A 24,595-nucleotide genomic window follows, 5' to 3' on the forward strand; every position below is an offset into this window, starting at 1 on the left:
CTGGCTTAGGAACGGTGCAACAACAGGCGGGGCACAATGCGCATTCTCATCACCAACGACGACGGGATCAACGCGCCGGGACTGAAGGTCCTGCATGACATCGCGACCGAAATCGCGGGCGACGGCGGCGAGGTCTGGACAGTCGCACCCGCCTTCGAACAATCAGGCGTCGGCCACTGCATCAATTACACCAAACCCACGATGATCTCAGAATTCGGCCCCCGCCGTTTCGCCGCCGAAGGATCGCCTGCCGATTGCGTGCTGGCGGGGCTTTACGAGATCATGGCCGACAACCGCCCCGATCTGGTGCTGTCCGGCGTGAACCGCGGCAACAATGCCGCCGAAAACACGCTTTATTCGGGCACCATCGGGGCCGCCATCGAATGCGCGCTGCAGGGTGTGCCCGCCATCGCGCTGTCGCAATACTATGGCAAGCGCAACGCCCATCTCGACAACCCGTTCGAGGCGGCGGCGGAGCATGGCGCACCGCTGATCCGCAACCTGCTCGACAACGGCGTCTGGGATCAGGCCGATTACCGTGTGTTCTACAACGTCAATTTTCCGCCTGTCCCGGCGGCAGAGGTGAAGGGCCACAAGGTCGTGGCACAGGGCTATCGCCGCGACGCGCGTTTCACCACCGTCCCGCACGAGGCCCCGTCAGGGCGCAAATACCTCTGGATCAAGGGCGGCGACCAGACCACGCCCACCCTGCCCGGCACCGACGCGCAGGCCAACATGGACGGCTATACCTCCATCACACCGATGCGCGTGGACCTGACCGCCCACGACCTGCTCGACGATCTGCAAAGGGCGCTTGCGTGAACGCCGACGCCGACATCAAGATGCAGTTCCTCTTTGCGCTGCGCTCCAAGGGGGTGACGGCGGCGCGGGTGCTGACGGCGATGGAAAAGATCGACCGCGCGGCCTTTGTCAAAGGCATCTTCGCCGACCGCGCCTACGAGGACATGCCGCTGCCGATCTCCTGCGGCCAGACGATCAGCCAGCCGTCCGTCGTGGGGCTTATGACGCAGGCGCTGGATGTGCAGCCGCGTCACAAGGTGCTCGAAATCGGGACAGGCTCCGGCTATCAGGCTGCGATCCTGTCGCTGCTGGCGCGCCGGGTCTATACCGTCGACCGGTTCAAACGGCTGGTGGCAGAGGCGCGCGCGACATTCGATCTGATGGGCCTGACCAACATCACCACCTTCACCGCCGACGGCAGCCACGGCTACCGCGAACAGGCCCCGTTCGACCGGATCCTGTTGACCGCCGCCGCCGAGGACCCGCCAAGCCCGCTCTTGGCGCAACTGCGCGTCGGCGGTATCATGGTCCTGCCGGTCGGCCAGTCCGATGCGGTGCAGACATTGATCCGTGTCACGCGCACGGAAACCGGCTACGACTACGACGAATTGCGCCCCGTGCGCTTTGTGCCCCTGCTCGAAGGGATCGGTCAGGACTGACGGGCAACAGGATTTCAGGCAAGCGTGCAGATAAGACGCGCAAAGCCACAGACGAGGAGCAGACCCATGGCGACCCGCCTTCTGATGCTGACGACCACGACCGCGCTACTGGCGGGCTGTGCGGATTTCGATTTCGACATGCGCGATATCGGCAACGGTTTCGATACCTCCGAGGCGGTGGCCAACCTGCCCAACCGCCCCGCGCCCGACGACCGCGGCGTGATCTCCTACCCCACCTATCAGGTCGTCGTGGCCCGCGATCAGGATACCATCGCCGCCATCGCCCAGCGTCTGGGGCTGAACGCGGGCGAACTGGCCCGCTACAACGGCATCAACGCCGATACGATCCTGCGCCGCGACGAGATCATCGCCCTCCCCAGCCGCGTGACCGAACCCTCGCCCGCGACAGGCTCCGCCACCACCGGCCCGCTCGACGTGACCGCTATCGCGACCTCCGCGCTGGACCGCGCAGGACCGCAGACCGCCGTGGCCGCACCGCAGGCCAGCGTGACCCCCACCGCCCCAGCGGGGGCCGAACCGCTGCGCCACCAGGTGGCGCGCGGCGAAACGGTATTCTCGCTGGCACGGCTTTACGACGTGCCGGTGCGCGATATCGCAAGCTGGAACGGGCTGGGGCCGGAACTGACGGTACGCGAGGGGCAATTCCTGCTCATTCCGCAGGGCGCACGCGCGACACCTGCCCCCGCGCCAACGCAACCGGTCGTCGAACAGCCCGGTACAGGCTCCGTCACGCCGGTGCCGCCCAGTGCCGCAGCCCCCCTACCGGACGAAAACCCCGACGCGCCGGAGGCCACGCCTGCGGCACCCGACACGCCGGACATCGGCACCCCGGCTCCGGCCCCTGCCGCCGACAACGCCCGTCTGGTCTATCCGGTGCAGGGCACGATCATCCGCGCCTATGCCGCGGGCCGGAACGAAGGCATCGACATCGGCGTGCCCCCTGGCACCGCCGTCAAGGCCGCCGACGCGGGCGAGGTCGCCGCAGTGACGACCGATACCAGCGGCGTCGCCATCGTGGTCATCAAACACGCCGACAACCTGCTGACGGTCTATACCAACCTTGAAGGGCTGTCCGTGGCCAAGGGCGACCGCGTCAGCCGCGGCCAGCAGATCGCCCGCGTGCGGGACGCCGACCCCAGCTTCCTGCACTTCGAGGTGCGGCGCGGGTTGCAATCTGTCGACCCGGCGGACTTCCTGCCCTAAAATCCTTCCAAGGATTTTGCTCAGAATTTTCGAAAATTCTGGCCGGTCCCGACAGTAGCTTTGGAACGGTCTGGCTCTTCAGCCGACCGCCACACCCAACCGCCCGGCCAAATCCACAAAATACTGCCAGGCCACCCGTCCCGACCGCGATCCGCGCGTGGCCTGCCATTCGATCGCCTCGGCCCGCAGGGTTGCGTCGTCGATCTGCACCCCGTGTGCATCGCAATAGCCCCGGATCATCGCCAGGTACTGATCCTGATCGCAGGGGTGAAAGCCCAGCCACAGCCCGAAACGATCCGACAGCGACACCTTTTCCTCCACCGCCTCAGACGGGGAAATCGCGGTGGAGCGTTCGTTCTCGATCATGTCGCGGGGCATCAGGTGGCGGCGGTTGGACGTGGCGTAAAGCACGACGTTCTCCGGCCGCCCCTCGATCCCGCCGTCCAACACAGCCTTGAGCGATTTGTAATGCGCGTCGTCATGGCTGAACGACAGGTCATCGCAAAACAGGATGAACCGCTGCGGCGCGCCGCGCAGGATGTCAAGACAGCGGGTGATGCTGGGCAGGTCCTCGCGCTGGACCTCGACAATTTTCAGATCTTCATGCGTTGCCTGAAGTGCGCCGTGTATCGCCTTCACAAGGCTGGACTTTCCCATGCCCCGCGCGCCCCACAAAAGCGCGTTGTTGGCGGGCAAGCCGCGCGCGAACTGTTCGGTATTCTTCAGCAGCGTATCGCGCGCGCGGTCGACGCCGATCAGCAGCGATACGTCCACGCGGTTCACCTTGTCCACCGGCACCAGCCTGTCTGGATCGGTGTGCCAGACGAAGGCGGGCGCGGCGCTCAGGTCAGGCGCGGGCTGCGGCGGCGGGGCCAGCCGGTCCAGCGCCGCCGCGATCCGTTCCAGCGCGTCGTCGCTCATTGGCGCGGCTCGTCCTCTGCGGCGTCGGCGACCGCTTCCGGGTCCTCGTCGTCGAAGTCATCGTCGGGCATATCGTCGAAGAGGCTTTCGCCCTCGCCGATCACACCGTCGGCGCGCGCCTGCCGGTCCTTGCGCCGTTCCACCGCCTTCACCAGATGAATCGAGATTTCGTAGAGCCCGTACACCACCACGAACAGGATCAACTGTGTCGTCACATCAGGCGGTGTCACAAGGGCCGCCACGACCAGAATACCCACGACCGCATATTTACGCACCCGCCGCAGCCCGCGCGAGCTTGCCAGCCCCGCAGTCCCCATCAGCGTCAGCAGCACCGGAAGCTGGAAACAGATGCCGAAGGCCACGATCATCTTCAGCGTGATGTCCAGCGTCTCGTTCACCTTGCCGTTGAAGACGATATCCACGCCTTCGGTGCGTCCGGTGATCGCCGGCGGCGGCAATGCCGCGCCGCCTTCGGCCCCCGGCAGCAACAGCGTGCCGTCGGGCGCGGGCACCGCCTCTGCCATGATCGCGGAAACGAAGGAAGGCAGATCGGCGAAGCCCAGGAAAAACGCCATCGCCAAAGGCACGACGATATAATGCGCGAATGCCGCGCCCAACACGAAAAGCATCGGCGAGGCTATGATGAACGGCAGAAAGGCGTTCTTTTCATTGCGATAGAGGCCCGGCGCCACGAACCGCCACAGCTGATAGGCGATCACCGGAAAGGCAAGCGTCAGGCCGCCGACTACGGAAATCCGGATCAAGGTGAAAAAGTATTCCTGCGGTGCGGTGTACTGCATCACAGGGTTGGGGTTGCCGAGGCCGCGCATGGTCCGTTCGATCGGACCGAGCAGGAAATCCAGAAGCGCGCTGCCGAAGGTAAAACACAGGATCATCATGGCAAGGAACGCCATGACAGAATAGATCAGCCGCGTGCGCAATTCCGCCAGATGCTCGATCAACGGGGCGGCGCTGTCCTCGATCTCGTCGGCGGCGCTCATGATTTATCCCCGCTGGGTGCAGAGGCCGGCTTCGCCTTTGGCTTGGCCGTCGCCTTGGGTTTTGCCGCTGCCTTCGGCTTTGCAGCCGCTTTTGGCTTCGCTGCCGCTTTTGGCTTGGCGGCGGCTTTCGGCTTTGCTGCCGCTGTTTTCGCTGCCGCAGGCGCTGCGGGGGCCTCGGGATCGGGCTTCAACCCCTGCCGCTTCGTCACCAGATCGGCGGCGGCGGCCTCGTATTTCGCCTTGGCCTCTGCACGTTCGGCAGAAAGTGCCTCTGTCGCGCCGCCGGGCTTCATCGTGCCCGTCGCCTCGCGAATCTTGTCGACGCCGAATTTCTTGGGATTGGCCGCCGCATTGAGCGTTTTCTGAATGTCGCTGACGCCGCTTTCGCGGGCCGCGTCGTTCATCGCGTTGGTGAACTCGCGCGCCATGCCGCGGGCCTTGCCGGCGAACTGTCCCATCTGGTGGAACAGGCCCGGCAGGTCCTTTGGCCCGATCACGATCAGGGCCACGATGCCCACGAGCATCATTTCGCTCCAGCCCATGCCAAACATCAGCGGATCATCCTATCTTGCCGAAAGCGCGGTGCGGCGTTCAGACCTTGTCTTTGTCGGTCTCGTTTTCCGGCGTCACGTCGCGGGCGTCGGCAAAGCTGTCGTCGAGCTCTTTCTTGCTGTCGTCCACGCCGCGCTTGAACGCGGTGATGCCCTTGCCGACCTCGCCCATGAGCGATGAAATCTTGCCGCGCCCGAACAGCACCAGCACGACGACCGCAATCAAAAGAAGGCCAGGCAGGCCGATATTGTTCAACATGTGAAGTCTCCGTCACAGGGGCCGCATACGGCCCGGTCACATTTGTCCGTTCCTGCTAGATAGGGCCGAAGCGCGCCCATTGAAAGCGGCAATCGTGTAATCGTCCGGTCAGATCACCCCTTTTTTGCAAGGTGTTCCGTCGAATTGTGACAAATACTTGTCAGTTGTCGGAAAATTGGCAAAACTGCTCCGACCAACCGGAGAATCGCCATGCGACGCGCTGACCGCCTGATGCAGATCGTGCAATTGCTGCGCGGCGGCACCCTGCACCGGGCCGAGGATATCGCCCGCGCCACCGGTGTGTCCCTGCGCAGCATCTATCGCGACATGGAAACGCTCGCCGCCTCGGGCGTTCCGATCGAGGGCGAGCGCGGGCAAGGGTATCGTGTCACGGCGGCGGTCACCCTGCCGCCGCTGAACCTGACCATGACGGAGATGGAGGCGCTGCATCTGGGCCTGACCGCCGTGGGGCAAGGCGGCGATGCGGAACTCTCTGCCGCCGCCGCCAGCCTGTCGGCCAAGATCGACGCGGTGATGCCAGAGGACCGGACCCGCGCGCCCGCAGGCTACGGGTTCGCCGTCTATCCTTTTGCCGACGCCGCCCGCGGGTTCCAGCACCTGCCCGCGATCCGGCAGGCGATCCGCAGTCGCCAGAAACTGCGGCTGGTGCTGCCAGACCGCACGCGCACCGTGCGGCCCCTGCAACTGGACTACTGGGGGCGGCTGTGGACCTGCGTGGTCTGGTGCGAAACCACGCGCGGCTTTGCCGAACTGCGGGTCGACCAGATCGACGCACTCACCACACTGCCCAGCCTTTTCGTTGACGAGCCGGGGAAGTCGCTGGCCGCCTATCGCAAAGCGCAGACATGACGCCCGACGCATGTATTATCTTGCCGGAAATACTCAAAAAATCAGGCCTCCGCCGTAAGCCAATCGCCCGGATCGGTGAACTGCGGTCGGAAATAGGCGATCATGCGCCCCTCTTCCGGCCCCTCCGCCCCGCCCCAGGGGGCCACGCCATGCACCAGATGCCGATGCACCAGCACCGCCTCACCGGGCACGGTTGGCACCTCCACCCGCGCGCAGGTGTCGAAGACCCGGCGGCGGGCCGTCTGATAGGTCTCCGTCACGTCCACATCGCCCCACCGCGCGGGTGGCACGCCGTCGAACGCGGCGCGAAACGCCGCTGCGATAATCCGGTGACTGCCCGGCCAGACCACCAGCGGGCTTTGCGCCGTGGGGTTCAGCGACAGGCCGAGGATGAACATATGCGGCTCGCGCAGGTGCCGCCGCCTGTCCGGCCCCTCGGGCAGCAGCCCGTCCACATGGGCCGCGTCGCGCCGCAGCCGGAATCGGTGTGCGGCGTCGCTCTCGCCTTCGTCTTGCAGGGGGTAGCCGGGATAGACGACCGATAACTGCGCCCGGTGCCAGACGTCGGGCGCAGGCACCAGCGCCGCCCACGGCCCTGCCAACGGCGCGCCGCCGATGCTGCCGTCTGGCGCATTGGGCAGCTCATCCACCCCGACACGCCACGTGCCGCCATGCCGCAGGTCACCCGGTGTCTCGCAAACCGCGCGCGCGGCCTCCAGCGCCGCAGCCGCCCATGCCACAACCCGCACATCCTGCGGCAGCCGCACGTAGCCGTCGCGCCGATAATCCGCCGCTACCACCCGACCGCCTTGCGCAGCATGTTCAGCGCAACGAGGATCAGGAACACGCCGAAGACCCGTTTCAGCGGTTTCGGGTCCATCCGGTGCGCCAATGCAGCACCCCATGGCGCTGTGATCAGCGTCATCGCGATCACCAACGCAAAGGCCACACCGTTCACCGCACCCACCGTCCACGGCGGGGCCACGGCCATGTCGACGGTCAGAAATCCCGCCACCGACGGCACCGCGATGATCACACCGAACCCCGCCGCCGTCGCCACCGCGCGGTGGATCGCCACGCCGTAAAGGCTCATCACCGGCACGCCGAAGGACCCGCCGCCGATCCCCATCAGCACCGACAGAAAGCCCAGCAGCGGCGACAGCACCGCGCGCACCGGGCCTGCGGGCATCTGCGGCGCGATTTGCCAGCTTGCCCGGCCCAGCGCCATGTAAAGCCCGACGATCACCGCGAGCACTCCGAATATCGCCTGAAGCGCGTCCGATCGCAGCGATGCGGCGGTGAAGAACCCCAGCACCGCCCCGATCACGATCCCCGGTGCCCAGCCGCGCAGGATCGTCCAGTCCACGGCGCCCTTCTTGTGGTGCGCATGGAGCGAGCGCAGCGACGTAACGATGATCGTCGCCAGCGAAGTGCCCAGACACATCTGCATCAGTTGCGGGCTGTCATAACCGAGGGCAGCGAAGGCATAAAAGAACGCGGGCACCAGCACGATCCCGCCGCCGACGCCCAGCAACCCGGCCAGCACGCCCGCGAAGGCCCCGATCACCAGCAGCAGCGCGCCCATGGCGACGAGCGTCGTCATGCCGCCAGCCGTTCGACATGGGCCAGCGCCTGCAAGATCACCTCCGGCCCCGCATCCTCGCGGTGCGCCTGTTCAGACAGGTGCCGCCGCCACAGCCGCGCGCCGGGGCGGCCCTGGAACATGCCCAGCATGTGCCGCGTGATGTGGTTGAGCCTGCCGCCCGCCGCCAGATGCGCGGCGACATAGGGGAGCATCAGATGCACGACCTCCTCTGCCGCGCGCGGCGCGCTGTCGTCCCCGAATATCCGTGCATCCGCGTTCAGCAGCACATCGCAGGGTGTGTGATAGGCGGACCGCCCAATCATCGCACCATCCATCACGTCCAGATGCGCCGCCGCCGCGTCCAGCGTATTCACGCCGCCGTTGATCGACAGGTGCAGATGCGGAAACACCGCCTTCATCTGCCGCACCAGATCGTAATCGAGCGGCGGAATGTCCCGGTTTTCCTTGGGCGACAGCCCCTGCAACCACGCCTTGCGCGCGTGGATGGTAAAGCGGTCGACACTCGCGGAACTTACCTGTGCGATGAAATCGGGCAGCACCGCCTCAGGCACCTGATCGTCGATGCCGATCCGGCACTTGACCGTCACCGGAATATCCACCGTCGCCCGCATCGCGGCTACGCAATCGGCTACAAGCGCCGGGCTTTCCATCAGGACCGCGCCGAAGGCCCCCGATTGCACCCGGTCGGACGGGCAGCCGCAGTTCAGGTTCACCTCGTCATAGCCATAATCCGCGCAGATCGCCGCGGCCTGCGCCAACTGCCCCGGGTCCGACCCGCCCAACTGCACCGCGACGGGATGTTCCGCCGCATCGAACCCCAGCAGCCGGTCCCGGTCACCGTGGATCACCGCCGGTGCCGTCACCATCTCGGTATAGAGCAGCGCATGACGGCTCATCAGCCGGTGCAGGTAGCGGCAATGCCTGTCGGTCCAGTCCATCATAGGCGCGACGGACAGGCGCGCGGCCTGCGTCAGCGGCATCGGCTGTCCAGTCGTCGGGTCTGTCTGCGCCACCTGTCGGTCCATCCATCGCGGGGTCGGGTCGGTTCCGCGCATAGCACGCAGGTCGAACGGGCAAAAGATGCGGCACGACGGAACCTGCCCGGCAAGGTGCAGGTTATATCGCCATGACACCGCCGGAGTGACCCCGCCGCATGACCCGCCTCGTATATTTTCCCGACGACCGCCCCGGCATCACACGCCTGCGCCGCGGGCGCGGCTTCAGCTATCGCGCACCCGACGGCACCACCATCGCCGACAAGGATGAACGCGCACGGTTGGCCGCCATGGCGGTGCCACCCGCCTATGAGGATGTCTGGATGTCGCCCATCGAAAACGGGCACCTGCTGGCCACGGGCCGCGACGTGCGCAAGCGCAAGCAATATCGGTATCACCCCGACTGGACCACCGCGCGGGCGGCCCAGAAATTCGACAGCCTCGCCGGTTTCGGCGAACGCCTGCCGCGCATCCGCGCCCGCGTGCGCCGCGATCTTGATGCCGAAGCGGGCGAGAAATCCTTTGCGCTGGCCTGCGCCGTCGCGATGATCGACCGCTTCGCGATGCGCGTGGGTCACCCCGACTATACGGCTGAAAACGGCAGCTACGGCGCTTTAACTTTGCGCAACAAGCATCTGAAACTACGGGAAGACCGTATTGCCGTGGATTACAAGGCCAAGGGCGGCAAAAGAGTGCGCAAGCAATTGTCGGACACGTCGCTCGCCCGCCGCCTGCACGATCTGGGAGAGCTGGACGGCGCGGAACTGCTCACTTGGGTCGATGGCGACGGTGACCCGCATCCGCTGCACGCGGGCGACCTGAGCGCCTATCTGTGCGAGGCGGCGGATCGCGACGGCATCACCCCCAAGACCTTCCGCACATGGTCCGGCACACTGGCCGCCTTCGAGGTGGCAGAAACCGGCGGAGCCACGATCAAGGCGATGGCGGAGGCCGCGGCGGACCGGCTGCACAACACACCCACCATCGCGCGGAACAGCTATATCCACCCCGCGGTGATTGACCTTGCCGGCGATCAGCCGGAGATTCCGCCGCAGTCCACGCCCAGCGGGCTGAAAGCAGCGGAACGTCGCCTGCTGGAATTCCTGCGCGCAAACGGATAACCCTCGCCGCGCCGCACGATTGGCGCTAGAGGTGCGGCCATGACAGCCACTTTCGACATCTTCCTGGTTACCGCGCCCGGCATGGAACCAACCCTGCTGGAGGAAGCGATGGCCGCCGGTTTCGCCGGTGCCTCAGCCACACCCGGCGGCGTCACCTTCACCGGCGGCTGGCCGGACGTCTGGCGCGCCAATCTGGTGCTGCGCGGCGCGACCCGCGTCTTGGCCCGCATCGGCAGCTTCCGCGCCTTCCATCTGGCGCAACTCGACAAGCGCGCGCGCAAGTTTCCATGGGGTGACACCCTGCGCGCGGGCCAGCCGGTAAAGGTGGACGTCACTACCCGCGCGTCGAAAATCTATCACGCGAAGGCCGCCGCACAACGGATTGAAACCGCTTTGAAAGAAGAGGCCGGCATCCCCGTTTCTGCGGAAGCCGAAACCGTATTGAAAGTGCGGATCGACGACAACCTCGTGACCGTCTCACTCGACACGACCGGCCCGGCCCTGCACATCCGCGGCCACAAGGAGGCGGTGAACAAGGCACCGATGCGCGAGAACCTCGCAGCACTCTTTTTGCGCCAATGCGGCTATGACGGCACCGAGCCAGTGCTCGACCCGATGTGCGGCTCCGGCACCTTCGTGATCGAGGCGGCGGAGATCGCGCGGGGCCTATATCCCGGTCGCTCGCGGTCTTTCGCATTCGAGGACCTCGCCAGCTTCGACCCTGCCGCATGGGACGCAATGCGCACGCACACGCCGCGGCCCACCGATCTGCTGTTCCACGGGTCCGACCGCGATGCCGGTGCCACCCGGATGAGCCTTGCCAACGCCACCCGTGCCGGTGTCGCCGACCTGTGCCGGTTCCAGACCCACGCGATCAGCGATCTTGCGCGCCCCGACGGCCCGCCCGGCCTCGTTATCGTGAACCCGCCCTACGGCGGACGGATCGGCAACAAGAATCTGCTCTACGGTCTATACGCCGCCCTTGGCACCACTCTGAAAGAGTGGTTCGCGGGCTGGCGCGTCGGGCTGATCACCAGCGAAAACGGGCTGGCAAAGGCGACTGGACTGCCGTTCAAACCGACCGGCACACCGGTGCCGCACGGCGGAATCCGGGTGACGCTGCACCGGACGGGGGCGCTAGCGTGATGTCCGACAGAATACAGGCGGATTGTCCGACGCCCGCTTTGCCGGACGAGGCGCCAATTCGCTGTGGCCGCACCAAAGGCCGCTTTCGGTCAGCCGGTCGACGCAGAAGACTCTTTGTGGGTCGGAAAATCAAGCTCATGTTTCATTTCAAGCCTGTTTTGCGAGGCGGATTCATAGCTTAGTTTCACGCGCTTCACTAAACATGAAGGCGGCTTGCAAGTTGACTGACCAGCGGTGTATCGGAAAATAGACTGGCATGAACAAAACCGGCATGGGAGTTGCTACCGTCAGTATCAACCGATGCCCAGCCGGTTAGATAGCGCCTCCTCGGACTATCCACGACGAGCGCATTGCTTTTTCTGTATGTGTAAGCAAAGGCTCGCACGAATACGGTGTCGCCGCTATGTAATTGACCCAATGAACTGTGCCGGGTAGATGGGCCTCTACGCAATTCTGCTATTCCATCGTGTGATTGGATAGCCGTCTTAAAGCCAAGTCCACCCTCGAGGTTGAACTGTTCGCGGAATCGCTGCATAGGGAAAAGCGGACCAGTATCGGATTTCCCAGAAATAGAAATGTCATCATGCCCATAAATTTCTTCAATAGAAGGATAATTTTCTTTTAGCGAGTTGACAAGACGCTCTGCAGCAGAAACCTGTTCATCGGTGTATTTGTGCCAGATAGGTCGCCATCCCGGATCATAAAGGGAGGGAGCGCGTTCTACTTCACTATCTGTATATTCCCCTCCGAAAATGTTGCCATGCGCATCTGTATCATAAGCGAAACCATTGTCTAAATGCCCAAAGTAACCACGCGAAACGAAAGAGATAGCTACAGATTGCCGGTTTAAGCTTGAGGTGTTTTGCAAGCCTTGTGTAGCTTTCCAGTGACTGCGCCCCGCATGGGCTGCATGAACATCTGGCTTTCGCGTTTGAGCCACCGTGCCGTCGCGATCAATCAAGAAAGTATAGCTTAGTCTACGAGCATTCAGAGCATCAACCGCCTTCTGTAGCGTGTCGGTAACTGTGTAGTGCATCGCAATAGCCTTCGGAATTATTTTATTCCCGGAATGCAGTAGATTTACTTCCGTAGCTTGGTCATATTTTCCGTTCTCAAATGGCATGCTATACTCCAAAAAAATTTATAGTAAGTAGCTAATATTTATATATTGCTCACTATACCATAGCGTGTCAATTTGAAAATACTTTTGGTTTACCCAGACCACTCGAGTAAAAACCTTAAATATTTTATTTCTTGCAGTTTATCGCCTAAATCCAATCATCGTTGGCAATACAGCCTGCTCCCTGAAGACTCGCAACACAATCTCCTAGCAGAAACATCTTTGATTTTGGCGATTATATATTTGACAAACCCACTCTGAATGGATAGTTTAATCTCAACAAGTCAGAGGTTATTCCAATGTCCGTTCTTTCCGCTCCCTACATGCACGACGAAGCATCAGCGTTTGCGCACGTTGAATGCATCCTCTGGGCTGACGGTCCGGTCTGTCCCCACTGTGGCGTAGTCGATAAGGCGTATCGCCTTGAGGGCGTCCGCACGAAGCCTTCCCAAAAGAACCCAGAAGGCAAAGAGCGTCACGGCCTTTGGAAGTGTCGCGAGTGCCGCAAGCAATTCACCGTCCGCAAGGGCACCATCTTTGAAGAAAGCCACCTGCCGCTTCACCTGTGGCTACAAGCCATTCACCTGATGGTATCCAGCAAGAAGGGTATCAGCAGCCACCAGCTACACCGCGTTCTGGGCATTACCTACAAGTCCGCATGGTTCCTGACCCACCGCATCCGCGAGTGTATGCGTGACGGTGCGTTGGCGGGCTTTGGTGGCGGTGGCGGCATCGTTGAAGTGGATGAAACCTTCATCGGCAAAGAGCCTAACATAACCAAGGCGGAGAACGCCCGTGGCTATGCTCACAAGATGAAGATGCTGACGCTTCTGGATCGTGACACAAAGCGCACAAAGTCCATCGTTGTTGATGATCTGACCAAGGCAACGCTAATCCCAATCCTGCAAGAGAACATCGCCAAGGAAGCCTACGTTATGACGGACGAGGCCAAGCAGTATGAGAACATCGGCGCTGGTCGCGTGTTTGAGGCCCACGGTTGGACCCAGCACGGTACTGGCCAGTATGTCGATTACAGCGACAGCGAAATCCACACGAACACGGTTGAAGGCTTCTACAGCATCTATAAGCGCGGCATGAAGGGCGTGTATCAGCACTGTGGCAAGCAGCACTTGCACCGTTACGCCGCAGAATTTGACTCCGCTACAACAACCGCGCTGGTAACGGTGTGGACGATACAGAACGTGGCAAGATCGCGCTAACAGGGGCAGTTGGCAAGCGACTGACATACGATCAGCCTCACTAAAAAACACAAAACCCGCCGAAACTGTTTCGGCGGGTTCCCACGATTTTTCAACATTTAGTTGAAAGGCTTAATCAGTTGTGCTCATGTCGTGTCTCCTATGACGTAGGTTCGTCTTGAATATAACATAGACTCTGCCGCAAAGGTTTCAATAAGATTAACCCACGGCATAAGGGTCCTACGGTTCCTTTGTGTCGTATGTATGACGCCTCGAGTGCCTTCATCTTGTCCGTGTGCTAAGCAATTCCTAACGGCTCGAAGTCTGTCAACTAAGCCGATGGGTCCGCCTTTCTTCCAAGACTCAAACGTAGAATTTTCATTAAGCACGGACTTAGCAACGTAGCCACCGTCAAAAGTCGAGTCCGCTGAGAACTCTGCCTTGTTCATTTCTAAGACAGCCCAGACCTTCTCGGCCCCCACAGATTCTTGAACAAAGTGCTTCATCCTATCTGTATCGCCCCTTTTTGTTGAAAACAGGCTGGCGATTTCTGCTGCTGCGCCTTCGGTAGATGCGATCAAATGAGGTCGTCGCAAGATGCTAATCAGGTCTTTCCGTTGTTCGGCGTTGATATGCGACATAGCAAGGAACTCAAGCAAACGATAATGCAGAAGATACTTCATCGCTGGATCTCGAGTCTCAAAGGCCCCCAACCAGAATGACGCAACAGCAGGGTCGATATCGCCAGCTACGATTTCAGCCGGAAAGGCGCCCTCAACGTATCGAGGGCGGGTGCTACCGTTCACCTTTAAGCCCTGCTCGTGGATGAGGACCCGCGGCGTCTCTCGGTCGTAGTAAGTCATGTAAAAATTTATGGTTCGAAGATATTCATCCAAGTCGCATTCTTCGACATCAGCGCAATCCACCCAAAAACACATTGGATCGCCCATGTTGTGATGTTCAGGATCATGGGCTGCTTGTACGAATGAAATGATACTTCTGTGCTCAGTATGGCTAGCAGCAGCATATGGAAGTGCATTTTTGGCGATTGTTAGGGCATCAGCACTTGCGGGACCAAATCTACATTCGCGCTGGACACCCCTCCACCAAAATGAAAACGTGCGTCCCGCCAGTCCCTCGTGCTTTTGTCGCATCTTGAAGGCCGTCCAAAAGACCTCAAGGGAACTACTATCTTTGTGAAAAATTGCCGAGTAGTTGTCGGGCAATTCGACTCTCTCAAAAACGGATACAAGTTCGTTAGCTTCAGCTTCATCGGTTGGCACATTCAGCACAAGAATTGGGTCTTGCCAGGGATGCTTGAGGAAGTAACCCTGTTCCTCGCTGCCTTCGTGATCGTTGAAAGTGACCGTAGCTAGTTCAAATATGCCGTCTTCACCTATATACTGCTGAAATAATTCCTTTACTCGATCTTCAGAAATTTTTTCTCCCAAACACTTCACTCCAAAGAGGCTACGCTATGGATGTCAAACAAGCAGAACAGCTCAAAAGGTTCAAGGAAGCCGCCCGCGAGATCGGGACGGACGACGACGAAGCGAAGTTCAACGAAAAGCTGGGCAAGCTGGTGAAGCAGAATCCAGACGACAAGAAAGACGACTAGTCGTCCAGTCTTTGCTGGGAATCATTTTTGGCCGCTTTGCGGAATCGCTTGTTGTAGCCCTTTCGAATCGACTTTTTCACCCTTGGGCGGCGGGTATAGCAAAGCACGTGCCGCCAATCGGTGAACACGTCGATTTCATCGTTTTTTGTCGCAATCCGCTTCATAGGGCAGAGGTAGCATAGGTTGAAGACTTACGGCAAGGGTTTGTCAAATATACAATCGCCTTGATTTTGTTGGGTTTTGCCCCACCTGAAAACAGCTATTTGGACAGAATACAGCATCTAACACCGTGGTCTCAAACCAGTCATGCGCAGCAACGCAAAAGGCCACGCATCTACCCGCCATCGAAACCGAAATATGCCCCGTCCTAGAGCAGCACCGCCTGCCCCGTCCGCGCGCTTTCCTGTGCGGCCATGCCCATGGCCACCGCGCGCGCGCCGTCGTCGGCCGTCACTTCGACCACGCCCTCGCCGCGCACCACCGCGTTGAACCGCTGGTGCTGGTAGAAGGTCGATCCGTTGTGGTCCCCCGCGGCCAGCAAGGTCGGGTCCACCGGGATCTCGGCCACGAACGGCCCCTTGGGCGCGCGCGGCGAGATCACCAGTTGCGGCACCGGGGCCTCGCCCAGCGCCTTGGGCCAGAACCGGCCCGGCCCGGGCACCTGCGCCTCGATCTTGGCTTTCGGGCCGATGGCGATCAGCTCCTCCTGATAGCGCGATCCTTCGGCGAACATGCACAGCTCCAGCATCGCCCGCGCCCCGCCCGCGAAATCGAGGATCACATAGCCGTGGTCCCAGATATCCGGCGTCCGGTCGTTGTAGCGCTCCTCCAGATGGTTGAACCCCTGCCCGGCGCTGGCCATCACGCGCACCGGCTCGTCCTTGAGGATCAGCCGCATCAGATCGAAGAAGTGGCAGCATTTTTCCACCAGCGTACCGCCGGTCTTGGCGTTGAAGCGATTCCAGTCGCCGATCTTGGGTAGGAACGGAAAGCGGTGTTCGCGCACGGTCAGCATCCTGATGCCGCCGGTCGCCTGTTCCGCCTGCTCGATGAAGGCCGCGACGGGCGGCATGTAACGGTATTCCATCGCGACCCAGAACGGGGCCGGATATGCCGCCGCCAGCGCCCGGACCCCTTCGGCATCCTGCGGATCGGTATATAGCGGCTTCTCGCAAAGGACCGGCAGCGGGCGTTTGGCGGCGATCATCCGCAACTGCTCCACATGCAGGTAGTTCGGGCTGACGATGACGAAGGCGTCGACATCCGGGAAGGTCAGCAGCGCATCGAGGCTGTCCGCCACATGCGCGTCCTCGGCCAGCACGGCGGCTGACTGCGCCAGTTCCGTGACCGGATCGTACACCACCGTCACCCTGCCATGCGGCAGCAGATTGATGTTCTGGATGTGCTCGCGCGCCATCATCCCGCAGCCGATGATCCCGTATCTGACCATTTGTGCCCTATCCCTTTCCCATGCGCGCGACATAGCGCGCGGTATTGTGGTCGAACCATGTGCGTGAATACTCGGCCGCAGTGCCGTCCTGCGACCGGCTGATCCGCGCGATAAAGCCGGCATCGGTGCCGGGCGCCAGCGGGAACCGCGCGGGCCGCCAGTCGGGGACAGGGGCGACGCCGACCTCGTCCACCGCCGACCCGATCACCAGCCCCAGAGTGTGCCGGTAGAAGTAGTAGAGCGAATCCGACAGGTCCGCGGGTGTGATCGCATCGACGTAACTCGCATCGAGCCAGATCTCCTCCAGTGCGATCGGCGTCGCACCCAGATACCGCAACCGTCTGATCCGGTGCCCGTCGCGGTCGGGGCCGAAATCGGGCACATCTGCGGGCTTTGCCAGCCTGTCGACCGACAGCACCTCTGCCGTCGGCAACCCGCCGCCACCCAGCAGTTCCAGCCGGAAGAAGGCGTAGACAGAGGCGACCTCGGCCCGGCGCTGCACGTAGTTGCCCGACCCCTGCACCCGCCGTAGCAACCCCTTGCCCGCCAGATCGTCTAGCGCCTTGCGCAGCGTGCCGACGGAGATACCCAGGTCCGCCGCCATGTCCCGCTCGGGCGGCAGACGCGCGCCGTCCGCCAGATGCCCGGCGGCGATCTCGCGGATCAGCATCTCGCTGACCTGCACGTATTTGGGAAGCACGACTGGCCCGGGGCGCTGTGCCACGACACGCCCTCCTCTGGCCTGCCCTGCAAATTGATATAGTATTGATGCACACAACTCCGCGTGCTACGCAAGTCCCGAGACAGCCGCCGGGGGAGAAGAATCAATGACAATCGTGCCGATCACCAGCCCCGATCTGGACGGGGCCGAAGTCTCTTGGTTTTCCGCGCTCTGCGGCGATGACTACCGCTACCTCGGCGTGCCGGAAGGATCGCTCGCGCCCACCTGGGAACACTGCCGCGACATCGTGCTGGAGGCCGAAAAGCAGGGCTTCAAGAACGTACTCTGCCCCTCGTCCTATCAGGTCGGCCAGGACGTGCTGACCTTCGTGTCGGGCATGGCGCCGCTGACGACAGACATCAACATGCTGGCCGCGATCCGCTGCGGCGAATTGCACCCGCTCATGCTGGGCCGGACGGTCGCCGCCATCGACCACATGATGAAGGGGCGGCTGACGCTCAACGTCATCTCCTCCGATTTCCCCGGGGAAATGGCCGAAAGCGCGCTCCGCTATCGCCGCTCCCACGAGGTCGTGGAGATCCTGCGCAAATGCTGGACCCAGGACGAAGTGACCTACGACGGTGAATTCTACAAATTCGATCAGGTCACGACCGCCCCCGCCAAACCCTACCAGCAGAACGGCGGTCCGCTTTTGTATTTCGGCGGCTACTCCCCCGACGCACTGGAATTGTGCGGCGCACAGTGTGACGTGTATCTGATGTGGCCCGAAACCAAGGATCAGTTGGCCGAGCGGATGAAAGCGGTGAACGAACGCGCTGCCGCCCATGGTCGCACGCTGGACTACGGGCTGCGCGTGCACGTCGTGGTGCGGGATACCGAAGCCGAGGCCCGCGAATATGCCGAAAGCCTCGTGTCTAAACTCGACGACGAGCTGGGAAAGCTCATCCGCGAACGCGCCCATGACGCTCATTCTCTCGGCGTGTCGCATCAGGCCCGCGCCCGCGAGCTGGCCGACCAGTTCGGCTATACCGAAGACAACCTGTGGACCGGCATCGGGCGCGCGCGGTCGGGCTGCGGGGCCGCCATCGTCGGTTCCACCGATCAGGTGATGAGCAAACTTGAGGACTATCGTAAGATGGGCATCCGTGCTTTCATCCTCTCGGGCTATCCGCATATCGACGAGGCACAGCATTTCGGAAGCCGCTGCCTGCCCGACCTGAAAAACGTATCGCTGCCAGAGATTTATGGCCGCGTTCCAGCGACAACACCGATGACGCCGCTTGGCGCAGGAGACCGCCCCTAAGATGGACCGCATCCAGATCACCAAGGACCTCAGCTTCAGCCGGATCGTTTATGGCATGTGGCGGCTGTCGGACGACGACGATACCTCCCCTGCCCACGTGCAGGCCAAGATCGAAGCCTGCCTCGATCAGGGCATTACGACGATGGATCAGGCTGACATCTATGGCGGCTACGAGGCCGAAGAGGTGCTGGGCGCCGCGCTGAAGGCCGCGCCGCACCTGAAAGACAGGATCGAGATTGTCACCAAATGCGATATCGTGGCCCCCATGGGCCGCTATGCCGACAAGCGGGTGAAGTACTACGATACCTCTGCGGCCCATATCAAAACCTCCGTCGATCATTCGCTGCGGCTGATGGATGTGGACAGGATCGACACATTGCTGATCCACCGCCCCGACCCGATGATGGACCACCGCGACACGGGTGCCGCGCTGGACGCGCTGGTGAAATCCGGCAAGGTCCGCGCTGTCGGCGTGTCGAACTTCAAGCTGCACGACTGGACACTGCTGCAATCGGCCATGGACACACCGCTGGTCACCAACCAGATCGAACTCAGCCTGACGGCGCATGACGGTTTCACAAACGGCGATGTGGCCTACCTGCAGGAACGCGATGTGCCGATCATGGCGTGGTCGCCCCTGGGTGGCGGGTCGCTGCTCACCTCCAACTCCAACACCCGCGACATGATGGGCAGGATTGCCGATGCCGCCGGTGTCGACACCGCCGCCGTCGCCGTGGCCTGGCTGCTGGCCCACCCCGCGCGGATCATGCCGGTGATGGGCACCAACAACCTGAGCCGGATCGCGAAACTCTCGGACGCGCTGAAAGTCGACATCGACCGCCAGACCTGGTTCGAACTCTATACCGCAGCCCTCGGACAGGAGGTCCCGTAATGGACGCAGGCACACTGGCGACCTTCAACCCGGCCACCGACGCTGACAGTTTTCGTGGCGCGTTGGGCAGCTTCGTCACCGGTGTCACCGTCGTGACCACCGACAGCCCCGAAGGCCCGGTCGCCATCGTGGCAAACAGCTTCGCCTCCGTATCGCTCGACCCGCCGCTGGTGCTCTGGTCGCCTGCCAAGGCCTCCAAGCGGTTCGAACATTTCGCGGGCTCGCGCCGCTTTGCCGTGCATGTGCTGGCCGCCGACCAGCGCGACATCTGCGCCGCGATCATCGGTTCCAAAACCGCGATCACCAAGGTACCAACGCACAAGTCGCACTGCGGCATGCCGATCATCGAGGGCGCGCTGGCGACGTTCGAATGCAATCTGGAAACCACACACGATGCGGGCGATCACGTCATCGTCGTGGGCCGTGTCACCAAGGCACACCACAAGGGCGGCGACCCGCTGGTCTTTCATGCCGGCAAATACGGACGTTTCAGATCGGCGACCTGATCGTTTCTTCCGGTCGCAAATACCTTGGGGGAGCCGCGCAAGCGGCGGGGGCAAAGCCCCCGAAAACAAAATAATGGCGTGATCGGGCTTGCCCGATCTCCGTTCGGTCAAAACAGGGGAGGAGCCGGAATGTCGGTCCTGTTTGCGTTACTCTGGCCGCTGGAGCGGCTCAACACGGCGGTGCTGGCCATCGGCCGGGTGATCGCGGTGATCGCGCTGGCGATCATGGTGGCGCTCATCCTAGGGCAGGTCTTCTTTCGCTACGTCATGAACGACGCACCGAACTGGACGGAGGAAGGCGCCCGCTTCGGGATGCTCTGGATGACCGGGCTGATGGCACCGCTGGCCTACCGCCTCGGCGGGTTCGTGGCCATCGACATGCTCGAACGCGCCCTGCCGCGTGTGCTGTCCGCCGTCCTGTCGCTGACGCTGCTGGCGCTGTCGTTCTGGGTGCTGCTGATCCTGTGGGAAAGGGGCCTGAACAACCACGTCGATACGCTCTCCGGGCGCGGTTGTTCGTCGTCGCTGCGCTGGCCCTTCGGTATCGAGATCGGCAAGTGCAAGGCGAAATTCCAGAACAGCTATCAATACGCCTCGCTCTGGGTCGGTATCAACCTGCTGATCCTCGTGAATATCGAACTCGTCCTGCGCCAGATCATCACGGCCGCAGGTCAGGGGCATCGTCTGACACGGCTTGCCCCCGAAGAAGAAATCGCGGGGGCCTCCTGACATGCTGCTCTGGTTCCTGCCCTTCTTTCTGGTCCTGATCCTCGTCGGCCTGCCCGTCGTCTTCGCCCTGCTGATCGCCCCCGTTTCGCTGATCATGCTGGAGGGCGATACCCGCAATGTCGTCGCGGGCCTCTACCGCAATCTCTACAACGGCATGGACAGCTTTCCGCTAATGGCGCTGCCCTTCTTCATGCTGGCAGGCGAGGTGATGAACCGTGGCGGGATCACCACCCGTCTTGTCGAGTTTTCACAGGCCTTCATGGGGCACCTGCGCGGTGGTCTGGCGCATGTGAACATCCTCTCGTCCATCCTGTTCGCCGGTCTGTCCGGCTCTGCCGTGGCCGACACCTCCGCGCTCGGCTCCACCCTGATCCCCGCGATGGAGAAAAACGGCTACACCCGCAAGTTCGCCGCCGCGATCACCGCCGCCTCCTCCGTCATCGGCCCGATCATCCCACCCTCGGGCATCATGATCATCTATGCCTATGTCATGGGCGAAAGCGTGGCCGCGCTGTTCCTCGCCGGCATCGTGCCGGGTGTGCTGGTGGGCGTGGGGCTCATGGTCATGGTGCGCCTGATGGCCGACCGCTACGACCTGCCAAAGGCGGAGCGGATCGTGAACAAGGGCCAGAGCATTACGCCGGTCGAATACTGGGTCAGCTTCGCCCTGCTGCGCCTGAACTTCGCGGGCCTGCTCTGGTGGCTTGGCAGCTTCTTTCTGCCTGCCGGGGCCGCCGCGGGCTGGGCGCTTTTCGTCGCCGCTTTGGTCGCCGCACACCTGATCCTGATGCAATACCGCAAGGCCGCGTCCCACGACTTCCGCATGGTCGCGAAAAAAGCCGTAGCCCCGTTGCAGACGCCCATCATCATCCTGGGCGGTATCCTCGCCGGTGTGATGACCCCGACAGAGGCGTCGGCCATCGCGGTCGCCTACGCGCTCATCGTCAGCTTCCTCGTCCTGCGCTCCATGAACGGGCAGGACCTGTGGGAGGTGCTGGCGAAATCGGCGCTCTCCACCTCCGCCGTGCTGCTGCTGGTGGGCGCTGCCGTGTCGTTCAAGACCGTCGTGGCCCTGTCGAACGCTCCGATCATCATGTCCGACTACATCCTGTCGCTGTCGGAAAACCCGCTGATCCTGCTGTTCCTGATCAACATCCTGCTGTTCATCGTGGGCATGTTCCTCGATGCCGGGCCAGCGATCATCATCCTCGGCCCGATCCTGGGGCCGATCTTCGTCGACCTCGGCGTGCATCCGGTGCACTTCGCTATCATCATGTCGGTCAACCTGACGGTGGGTCTGGCCACACCGCCGATGGGGCTTGTGCTCTTTGTCGCCTCGACCGTGTCCGGCGAAAAGGTCGAAACCATCGCGCGCGCGATTTTACCGTTCCTTGCGGTCGAGATCGCCGTCATATTCCTGATCACCTATGTCCCTGCCATTTCGATGACAGTGCCATACCTCACCGGTTTTCTGGGCTGCGGCCCCGAGGTCGGTTTCACGGCTTGTATAAGCCCAACCCCGGGTGGCTAACCGCCCAAAGGCTGCGGGGAAAACCCAAGGCCCAGCAATATCCATAGGGAGGATCACATGCTGAAATCCATCATCAAGGGCGCACTTGCCGCCACGCTGCTTGCCGGAGCGTCTTCCGCATGGGCCGATGCCCATCAGGAATTCACGATCCGCGCGACGGCCAACTCCAACGAAAACGACGAGGACTATGACGGTCTGGTCGTGTTCAAGAACTACGTCGAGGCCGCATCGAACGGCCGCATCGGCGTGGAACTCTTCATCGGCACGCAGCTCTGCTCCACCGGTGCGGAATGCCTCGAAGGCGTCGCCGAAGGCTCCATCGACGTCTATATCTCCACCTCCGGCGGTGCCGCCGGCATCTTCCCCTACGTCCAGGTCCTCGACCTGCCGTATCTGATGGCGAACGACCGCGTGGCCGAGGCCGTCCTGACCGGCGACTTCACCCGCACCATGCGTGACATGGCGCTGGAAACCTCCGACGGCGCGATCCGCCTGATGACCATCGGCAACACCGGCGGCTGGCGCAACTTTGCCAACACGCAGCGCCGCATCGCCGCACCTGCCGACATGGAAGGCCTGAAGATCCGCACCGTCGTGGCCGACCTGCCGCAGGAACTGGTTCGCGCATTGGGTGCCTCGCCGACGCCGATCCCATGGCCCGAACTCTTCACCTCGTTCCAGACCGGTGTCGTCGAAGGCTCCAAGAACGGCATCACCGACATCATGGGCATGAAATTCCCCGACGCGGGCCTCCAGTACCTGACGCTTGACGGCCACGCCTACATGGGTGCGCTCTGGTGGATGAGCAACGAGAACTTCATGGCGATGCCCGAAGACCTGCGCCGCGTCGTGGTCGACGGCTTTGCCGAGTTACAGCAGGCCACATTCGCTTCGCCCAAGCGCAAGTCGATCGAGGCTTATGAGGCCTTTGTCGCCGGCGGCGGTGACCTCTACGTGCCGACCCCCGAAGAGAAAGCCGCCTTCGCCGAAGCAGCCGCCCCCGTGCAGGACTGGTTCCGTGAAAACGTCGACGGCGGCAACGAAATCCTCGACGCGCTGATCGCGGCGGTGGACGAGGCCGAAGCCGAGCTTGAGGCTGCGTATGAGAGCGATTTGAACTGAGTTTCGCGTCATATACCAAGGAAAAGGCCACCCCATCGGGTGGCCCTTTTTTCTTGCGCAAACGGCGGGTCGAAGCCCCACCCAGCCGCAATCCACAACCGTCATGATCATCCGTAGGGCAGGGCTCTGACCCGCCACTTACGACAAGACACGGCTGCTCAAGTTCTCCTGCGTTCCAGCAATTGATCCACCGTTTGCAGCAGTCCGTTCGCTTCCAATTTGGAGAGCAAGTCAGTGTAACTCACTTCAGGCTTTTTCAGCCGTCCAAGCATTCGGTCGACCGCCTGCATCGCGCGAACCGGATCGAGGTCGATGGAGTTGGCGAGAAAAGTGTCTGCCGATTGCGCTTCGAGCATATGTTGTTCCAGTATCTGCGCCGGAAAGTCGCGGAGATTTTCTGTGACAATCACAGAAGCTCGCGTCTCGATCGCGGCGGAAACCACATGGCGGTCGGCCTCGTCAGCGAGCCCACGGACGCCTTCGATCAAGGGCTCGAACCCTGTCACGATTGCATCGCCATATGCCTTGTTCATAGCAGTGATCGCAGCCCGCGCAGCACGATCCGGGTCTGGCATTCCATGCTGGAACATCACCCTTGAGATTGCACGTTCGGTTTCGGTCAAAATGATCGCTGACCAACGTGGCCGGAACAATTCTACTTCGGCAAACGACAATAGCAGGTTGCGTTGTAGTGCGGGGACCAAAGAACATGCATCAATGACGACCGTGAAGCGATTGGCAAACACGTCTAGATGATATCCGCATCCAGATGCATCAGTTCATCGAGCGCATCGGAGCGCGCGTTGTCTCTTTTCGCCTTGTAAGCCAGCAATTCTGCAAACTGCACACGGCGATGCCTGCCCACCATTGTGCAGTTCAATTCACCTTCGTCGATCAACTTGATCAGGTGAGGGCGCGATACATTCAAAATATCCGCCGCCTCTTGCGTCGTCAGTTGTTTGCCCAAGGGCACCAAGGCAACTGCCTCCCCCTGCGAGATCGGTCGCAGGACAGACATCAACAACGCCGACATTTCCGGGGTGAGTGTCAAGGTCGCCTTGTCGCCATTCTTTGTCGACAATTCCAAATCGGATCCTGCGTCTTGAGCAGCTGCAATGACACGGCGCAAGGTCTGCGCCGCAGCTTGTGCATCACCAGATGGCAGACCATCACCGAATGGTCGGGCAATGTTGGAATAAGCAGTCATAGTGGTTCTCCTGTGCCCATAACCTAGGCACAAACGAAATAAACGCAACGATGAAGTTGCGAAATTCGCAACTCACGGTTAA

At 61.9% G+C, this 24,595-nt stretch carries 26 protein-coding genes and 1 pseudogene; 14 read left to right on the top strand and 13 right to left on the bottom strand.

The genetic code is table 11. The features are described from left to right. Positions 1–36 precede the first annotated feature (36 nt). The 3 genes from surE to AC04PH_RS11460 all read left to right on the top strand — a co-directional run bounded on the left by surE (position 37) and on the right by AC04PH_RS11460 (position 2,684). Positions 37–822 carry a 5'/3'-nucleotidase SurE gene (gene surE / locus AC04PH_RS11450; protein WP_483065866.1) on the top strand — a complete coding sequence of 262 codons (786 nt, stop codon included), beginning with the start codon at positions 37–39 and terminating at the stop codon, positions 820–822. Continuing rightward, positions 819–1,460 (top strand): protein-L-isoaspartate(D-aspartate) O-methyltransferase, encoded by a 642-nt coding sequence (locus AC04PH_RS11455; RefSeq protein ID WP_483065867.1) that lies wholly within the window; start codon positions 819–821, stop codon positions 1,458–1,460. Before surE ends, AC04PH_RS11455 begins: the two co-directional genes overlap by 4 nt. A gap of 66 nt (positions 1,461–1,526) precedes the next feature. After that, a complete protein-coding gene (locus AC04PH_RS11460) occupies positions 1,527–2,684 on the top strand; it encodes a peptidoglycan DD-metalloendopeptidase family protein (RefSeq protein WP_483065868.1) in 1,158 nt (385 codons plus the stop codon). A gap of 78 nt (positions 2,685–2,762) precedes the next feature. Here AC04PH_RS11460 and AC04PH_RS11465 read toward each other — a convergent pair whose 3' ends face one another. Genes AC04PH_RS11465 through AC04PH_RS11480 form a run of 4 tightly spaced genes read right to left on the bottom strand, consistent with a single transcriptional unit; the run spans position 2,763 to position 5,416 of the window. Next, positions 2,763–3,605 carry an ATP-binding protein gene (locus AC04PH_RS11465; RefSeq protein ID WP_483065869.1) on the bottom strand — a complete coding sequence of 281 codons (843 nt, stop codon included), beginning with the start codon at positions 3,603–3,605 and terminating at the stop codon, positions 2,763–2,765. Beyond that, positions 3,602–4,606 (bottom strand): twin-arginine translocase subunit TatC, encoded by a 1,005-nt coding sequence (gene tatC / locus AC04PH_RS11470; protein WP_483065870.1) that lies wholly within the window; start codon positions 4,604–4,606, stop codon positions 3,602–3,604. Before tatC ends, AC04PH_RS11465 begins: the two co-directional genes overlap by 4 nt. Continuing rightward, positions 4,603–5,157, bottom strand: coding sequence for a Sec-independent protein translocase protein TatB (tatB, locus tag AC04PH_RS11475; protein ID WP_483065871.1), 555 nt, complete (start codon positions 5,155–5,157; stop codon positions 4,603–4,605). Before tatB ends, tatC begins: the two co-directional genes overlap by 4 nt. Before the next feature lie 40 nt (positions 5,158–5,197). Beyond that, positions 5,198–5,416 (bottom strand): twin-arginine translocase TatA/TatE family subunit, encoded by a 219-nt coding sequence (locus tag AC04PH_RS11480; RefSeq protein ID WP_483065872.1) that lies wholly within the window; start codon positions 5,414–5,416, stop codon positions 5,198–5,200. A gap of 210 nt (positions 5,417–5,626) precedes the next feature. On the opposite strand from AC04PH_RS11480, the gene AC04PH_RS11485 reads away from it, so the two are divergent. Beyond that, positions 5,627–6,286 (top strand): helix-turn-helix transcriptional regulator, encoded by a 660-nt coding sequence (locus tag AC04PH_RS11485; RefSeq protein WP_483065873.1) that lies wholly within the window; start codon positions 5,627–5,629, stop codon positions 6,284–6,286. Positions 6,287–6,327: 41 nt separating this feature from the next. Here the strand turns inward: AC04PH_RS11485 and AC04PH_RS11490 are convergent, their stop codons facing one another. Genes AC04PH_RS11490 through dusA form a run of 3 tightly spaced genes read right to left on the bottom strand, consistent with a single transcriptional unit; the run spans position 6,328 to position 8,872 of the window. Continuing rightward, positions 6,328–7,086, bottom strand: a complete 759-nt coding sequence (locus AC04PH_RS11490; protein ID WP_483065874.1) for a hypothetical protein — start codon at positions 7,084–7,086, stop codon at positions 6,328–6,330. Further along, entirely contained in the window at positions 7,080–7,889 is an 810-nt protein-coding gene (locus tag AC04PH_RS11495; RefSeq protein ID WP_483065875.1) for a sulfite exporter TauE/SafE family protein, read from the bottom strand. Before AC04PH_RS11495 ends, AC04PH_RS11490 begins: the two co-directional genes overlap by 7 nt. Beyond that, positions 7,886–8,872, bottom strand: coding sequence for a tRNA dihydrouridine(20/20a) synthase DusA (dusA, locus tag AC04PH_RS11500; protein ID WP_483066189.1), 987 nt, complete (start codon positions 8,870–8,872; stop codon positions 7,886–7,888). Before dusA ends, AC04PH_RS11495 begins: the two co-directional genes overlap by 4 nt. A 173-nt stretch (positions 8,873–9,045) precedes the next feature. On the opposite strand from dusA, the gene AC04PH_RS11505 reads away from it, so the two are divergent. Together AC04PH_RS11505 and AC04PH_RS11510 are read left to right on the top strand one after the other, a co-directional pair. Next, positions 9,046–10,008, top strand: a complete 963-nt coding sequence (locus AC04PH_RS11505) for a DNA topoisomerase IB (RefSeq protein ID WP_483065876.1) — start codon at positions 9,046–9,048, stop codon at positions 10,006–10,008. A gap of 39 nt (positions 10,009–10,047) precedes the next feature. Further along, positions 10,048–11,154 (top strand): THUMP domain-containing class I SAM-dependent RNA methyltransferase, encoded by a 1,107-nt coding sequence (locus AC04PH_RS11510; protein ID WP_483065877.1) that lies wholly within the window; start codon positions 10,048–10,050, stop codon positions 11,152–11,154. Between the two features lie 196 nt (positions 11,155–11,350). On the opposite strand, the gene AC04PH_RS11515 is transcribed toward AC04PH_RS11510, so the two are convergent. Continuing rightward, complete coding sequence (locus tag AC04PH_RS11515) at positions 11,351–12,277, bottom strand: N-acetylmuramoyl-L-alanine amidase (RefSeq protein WP_483065878.1); 927 nt, start codon at positions 12,275–12,277, stop codon at positions 11,351–11,353. A gap of 296 nt (positions 12,278–12,573) precedes the next feature. On the opposite strand from AC04PH_RS11515, the pseudogene AC04PH_RS11520 reads away from it, so the two are divergent. Beyond that, positions 12,574–13,538 (top strand): annotated as a pseudogene (locus AC04PH_RS11520) (IS1595 family transposase). A gap of 81 nt (positions 13,539–13,619) precedes the next feature. On the opposite strand, the gene AC04PH_RS11525 reads toward AC04PH_RS11520, so the two are convergent. Continuing rightward, on the bottom strand, positions 13,620–14,924 hold the full coding sequence (locus tag AC04PH_RS11525) for a hypothetical protein (protein ID WP_483065879.1): 1,305 nt from the start codon (positions 14,922–14,924) through the stop codon (positions 13,620–13,622). A 26-nt stretch (positions 14,925–14,950) separates the two neighbouring features. On the opposite strand from AC04PH_RS11525, the gene AC04PH_RS11530 reads away from it, so the two are divergent. After that, positions 14,951–15,091 (top strand): hypothetical protein, encoded by a 141-nt coding sequence (locus tag AC04PH_RS11530; protein WP_483065880.1) that lies wholly within the window; start codon positions 14,951–14,953, stop codon positions 15,089–15,091. A 367-nt stretch (positions 15,092–15,458) separates the two neighbouring features. Here AC04PH_RS11530 and AC04PH_RS11535 read toward each other — a convergent pair whose 3' ends face one another. Then, positions 15,459–16,541: a Gfo/Idh/MocA family protein gene (locus AC04PH_RS11535; RefSeq protein ID WP_483065881.1), complete on the bottom strand. Its 1,083-nt coding sequence runs from the start codon at positions 16,539–16,541 to the stop codon at positions 15,459–15,461. Between the two features lie 7 nt (positions 16,542–16,548). Then, positions 16,549–17,265 (bottom strand): GntR family transcriptional regulator, encoded by a 717-nt coding sequence (locus AC04PH_RS11540; protein WP_483065882.1) that lies wholly within the window; start codon positions 17,263–17,265, stop codon positions 16,549–16,551. Positions 17,266–17,368: 103 nt separating this feature from the next. On the opposite strand from AC04PH_RS11540, the gene AC04PH_RS11545 reads away from it, so the two are divergent. The 6 genes from AC04PH_RS11545 (at position 17,369) to AC04PH_RS11570 (ending at position 23,306) form a co-directional block, all read left to right on the top strand. Then, the gene (locus AC04PH_RS11545; protein WP_483065883.1) at positions 17,369–18,526 is read left to right on the top strand and encodes an LLM class flavin-dependent oxidoreductase; all 1,158 of its coding nucleotides are present in this window, start codon (positions 17,369–17,371) and stop codon (positions 18,524–18,526) included. Position 18,527: 1 nt separating this feature from the next. Beyond that, positions 18,528–19,418, top strand: coding sequence for an aldo/keto reductase (locus AC04PH_RS11550; RefSeq protein WP_483065884.1), 891 nt, complete (start codon positions 18,528–18,530; stop codon positions 19,416–19,418). Then, positions 19,418–19,924 (top strand): flavin reductase family protein, encoded by a 507-nt coding sequence (locus AC04PH_RS11555; RefSeq protein ID WP_483065885.1) that lies wholly within the window; start codon positions 19,418–19,420, stop codon positions 19,922–19,924. Before AC04PH_RS11550 ends, AC04PH_RS11555 begins: the two co-directional genes overlap by 1 nt. A 129-nt stretch (positions 19,925–20,053) precedes the next feature. Beyond that, complete coding sequence (locus AC04PH_RS11560; protein WP_483065886.1) at positions 20,054–20,653, top strand: TRAP transporter small permease; 600 nt, start codon at positions 20,054–20,056, stop codon at positions 20,651–20,653. A 1-nt stretch (position 20,654) separates the two neighbouring features. Beyond that, entirely contained in the window at positions 20,655–22,184 is a 1,530-nt protein-coding gene (locus AC04PH_RS11565; RefSeq protein WP_483065887.1) for a TRAP transporter large permease, read from the top strand. Between the two features lie 57 nt (positions 22,185–22,241). Further along, positions 22,242–23,306: a TRAP transporter substrate-binding protein gene (locus AC04PH_RS11570; protein WP_483065888.1), complete on the top strand. Its 1,065-nt coding sequence runs from the start codon at positions 22,242–22,244 to the stop codon at positions 23,304–23,306. A 158-nt stretch (positions 23,307–23,464) separates the two neighbouring features. Here the strand turns inward: AC04PH_RS11570 and AC04PH_RS11575 are convergent, their stop codons facing one another. Together AC04PH_RS11575 and AC04PH_RS11580 are read right to left on the bottom strand one after the other, a co-directional pair. Continuing rightward, the gene (locus tag AC04PH_RS11575) at positions 23,465–24,052 is read right to left on the bottom strand and encodes a PIN domain-containing protein (protein WP_483065889.1); all 588 of its coding nucleotides are present in this window, start codon (positions 24,050–24,052) and stop codon (positions 23,465–23,467) included. Between the two features lie 2 nt (positions 24,053–24,054). After that, positions 24,055–24,513, bottom strand: coding sequence for a helix-turn-helix domain-containing protein (locus AC04PH_RS11580; RefSeq protein ID WP_483065890.1), 459 nt, complete (start codon positions 24,511–24,513; stop codon positions 24,055–24,057). Between the last annotated feature and the right edge of the window lie 82 nt (positions 24,514–24,595).

This window comes from Yoonia sp. KMU-150, from assembly GCF_056858355.1.

Coding starts and splice junctions, on each gene's coding strand:
- AC04PH_RS11505 (WP_483065876.1), top strand. CDS start 9,046: ATGACCCGCCTCGTATATTTTCCCGACGACCGCCCCGGCATCACACGC.
- AC04PH_RS11560 (WP_483065886.1), top strand. CDS start 20,054: ATGTCGGTCCTGTTTGCGTTACTCTGGCCGCTGGAGCGGCTCAACACG.
- AC04PH_RS11530 (WP_483065880.1), top strand. CDS start 14,951: ATGGATGTCAAACAAGCAGAACAGCTCAAAAGGTTCAAGGAAGCCGCC.
- tatC (WP_483065870.1), bottom strand. CDS start 4,606: ATGAGCGCCGCCGACGAGATCGAGGACAGCGCCGCCCCGTTGATCGAG.
- AC04PH_RS11515 (WP_483065878.1), bottom strand. CDS start 12,277: ATGCCATTTGAGAACGGAAAATATGACCAAGCTACGGAAGTAAATCTA.
- AC04PH_RS11580 (WP_483065890.1), bottom strand. CDS start 24,513: ATGACTGCTTATTCCAACATTGCCCGACCATTCGGTGATGGTCTGCCA.
- AC04PH_RS11465 (WP_483065869.1), bottom strand. CDS start 3,605: ATGAGCGACGACGCGCTGGAACGGATCGCGGCGGCGCTGGACCGGCTG.
- AC04PH_RS11545 (WP_483065883.1), top strand. CDS start 17,369: ATGACAATCGTGCCGATCACCAGCCCCGATCTGGACGGGGCCGAAGTC.
- AC04PH_RS11460 (WP_483065868.1), top strand. CDS start 1,527: ATGGCGACCCGCCTTCTGATGCTGACGACCACGACCGCGCTACTGGCG.
- AC04PH_RS11495 (WP_483065875.1), bottom strand. CDS start 7,889: ATGACGACGCTCGTCGCCATGGGCGCGCTGCTGCTGGTGATCGGGGCC.
- tatB (WP_483065871.1), bottom strand. CDS start 5,157: ATGTTTGGCATGGGCTGGAGCGAAATGATGCTCGTGGGCATCGTGGCC.
- AC04PH_RS11535 (WP_483065881.1), bottom strand. CDS start 16,541: ATGGTCAGATACGGGATCATCGGCTGCGGGATGATGGCGCGCGAGCAC.
- AC04PH_RS11550 (WP_483065884.1), top strand. CDS start 18,528: ATGGACCGCATCCAGATCACCAAGGACCTCAGCTTCAGCCGGATCGTT.
- AC04PH_RS11480 (WP_483065872.1), bottom strand. CDS start 5,416: ATGTTGAACAATATCGGCCTGCCTGGCCTTCTTTTGATTGCGGTCGTC.
- surE (WP_483065866.1), top strand. CDS start 37: ATGCGCATTCTCATCACCAACGACGACGGGATCAACGCGCCGGGACTG.
- AC04PH_RS11570 (WP_483065888.1), top strand. CDS start 22,242: ATGCTGAAATCCATCATCAAGGGCGCACTTGCCGCCACGCTGCTTGCC.
- AC04PH_RS11510 (WP_483065877.1), top strand. CDS start 10,048: ATGACAGCCACTTTCGACATCTTCCTGGTTACCGCGCCCGGCATGGAA.
- dusA (WP_483066189.1), bottom strand. CDS start 8,872: ATGCCGCTGACGCAGGCCGCGCGCCTGTCCGTCGCGCCTATGATGGAC.
- AC04PH_RS11565 (WP_483065887.1), top strand. CDS start 20,655: ATGCTGCTCTGGTTCCTGCCCTTCTTTCTGGTCCTGATCCTCGTCGGC.
- AC04PH_RS11485 (WP_483065873.1), top strand. CDS start 5,627: ATGCGACGCGCTGACCGCCTGATGCAGATCGTGCAATTGCTGCGCGGC.
- AC04PH_RS11555 (WP_483065885.1), top strand. CDS start 19,418: ATGGACGCAGGCACACTGGCGACCTTCAACCCGGCCACCGACGCTGAC.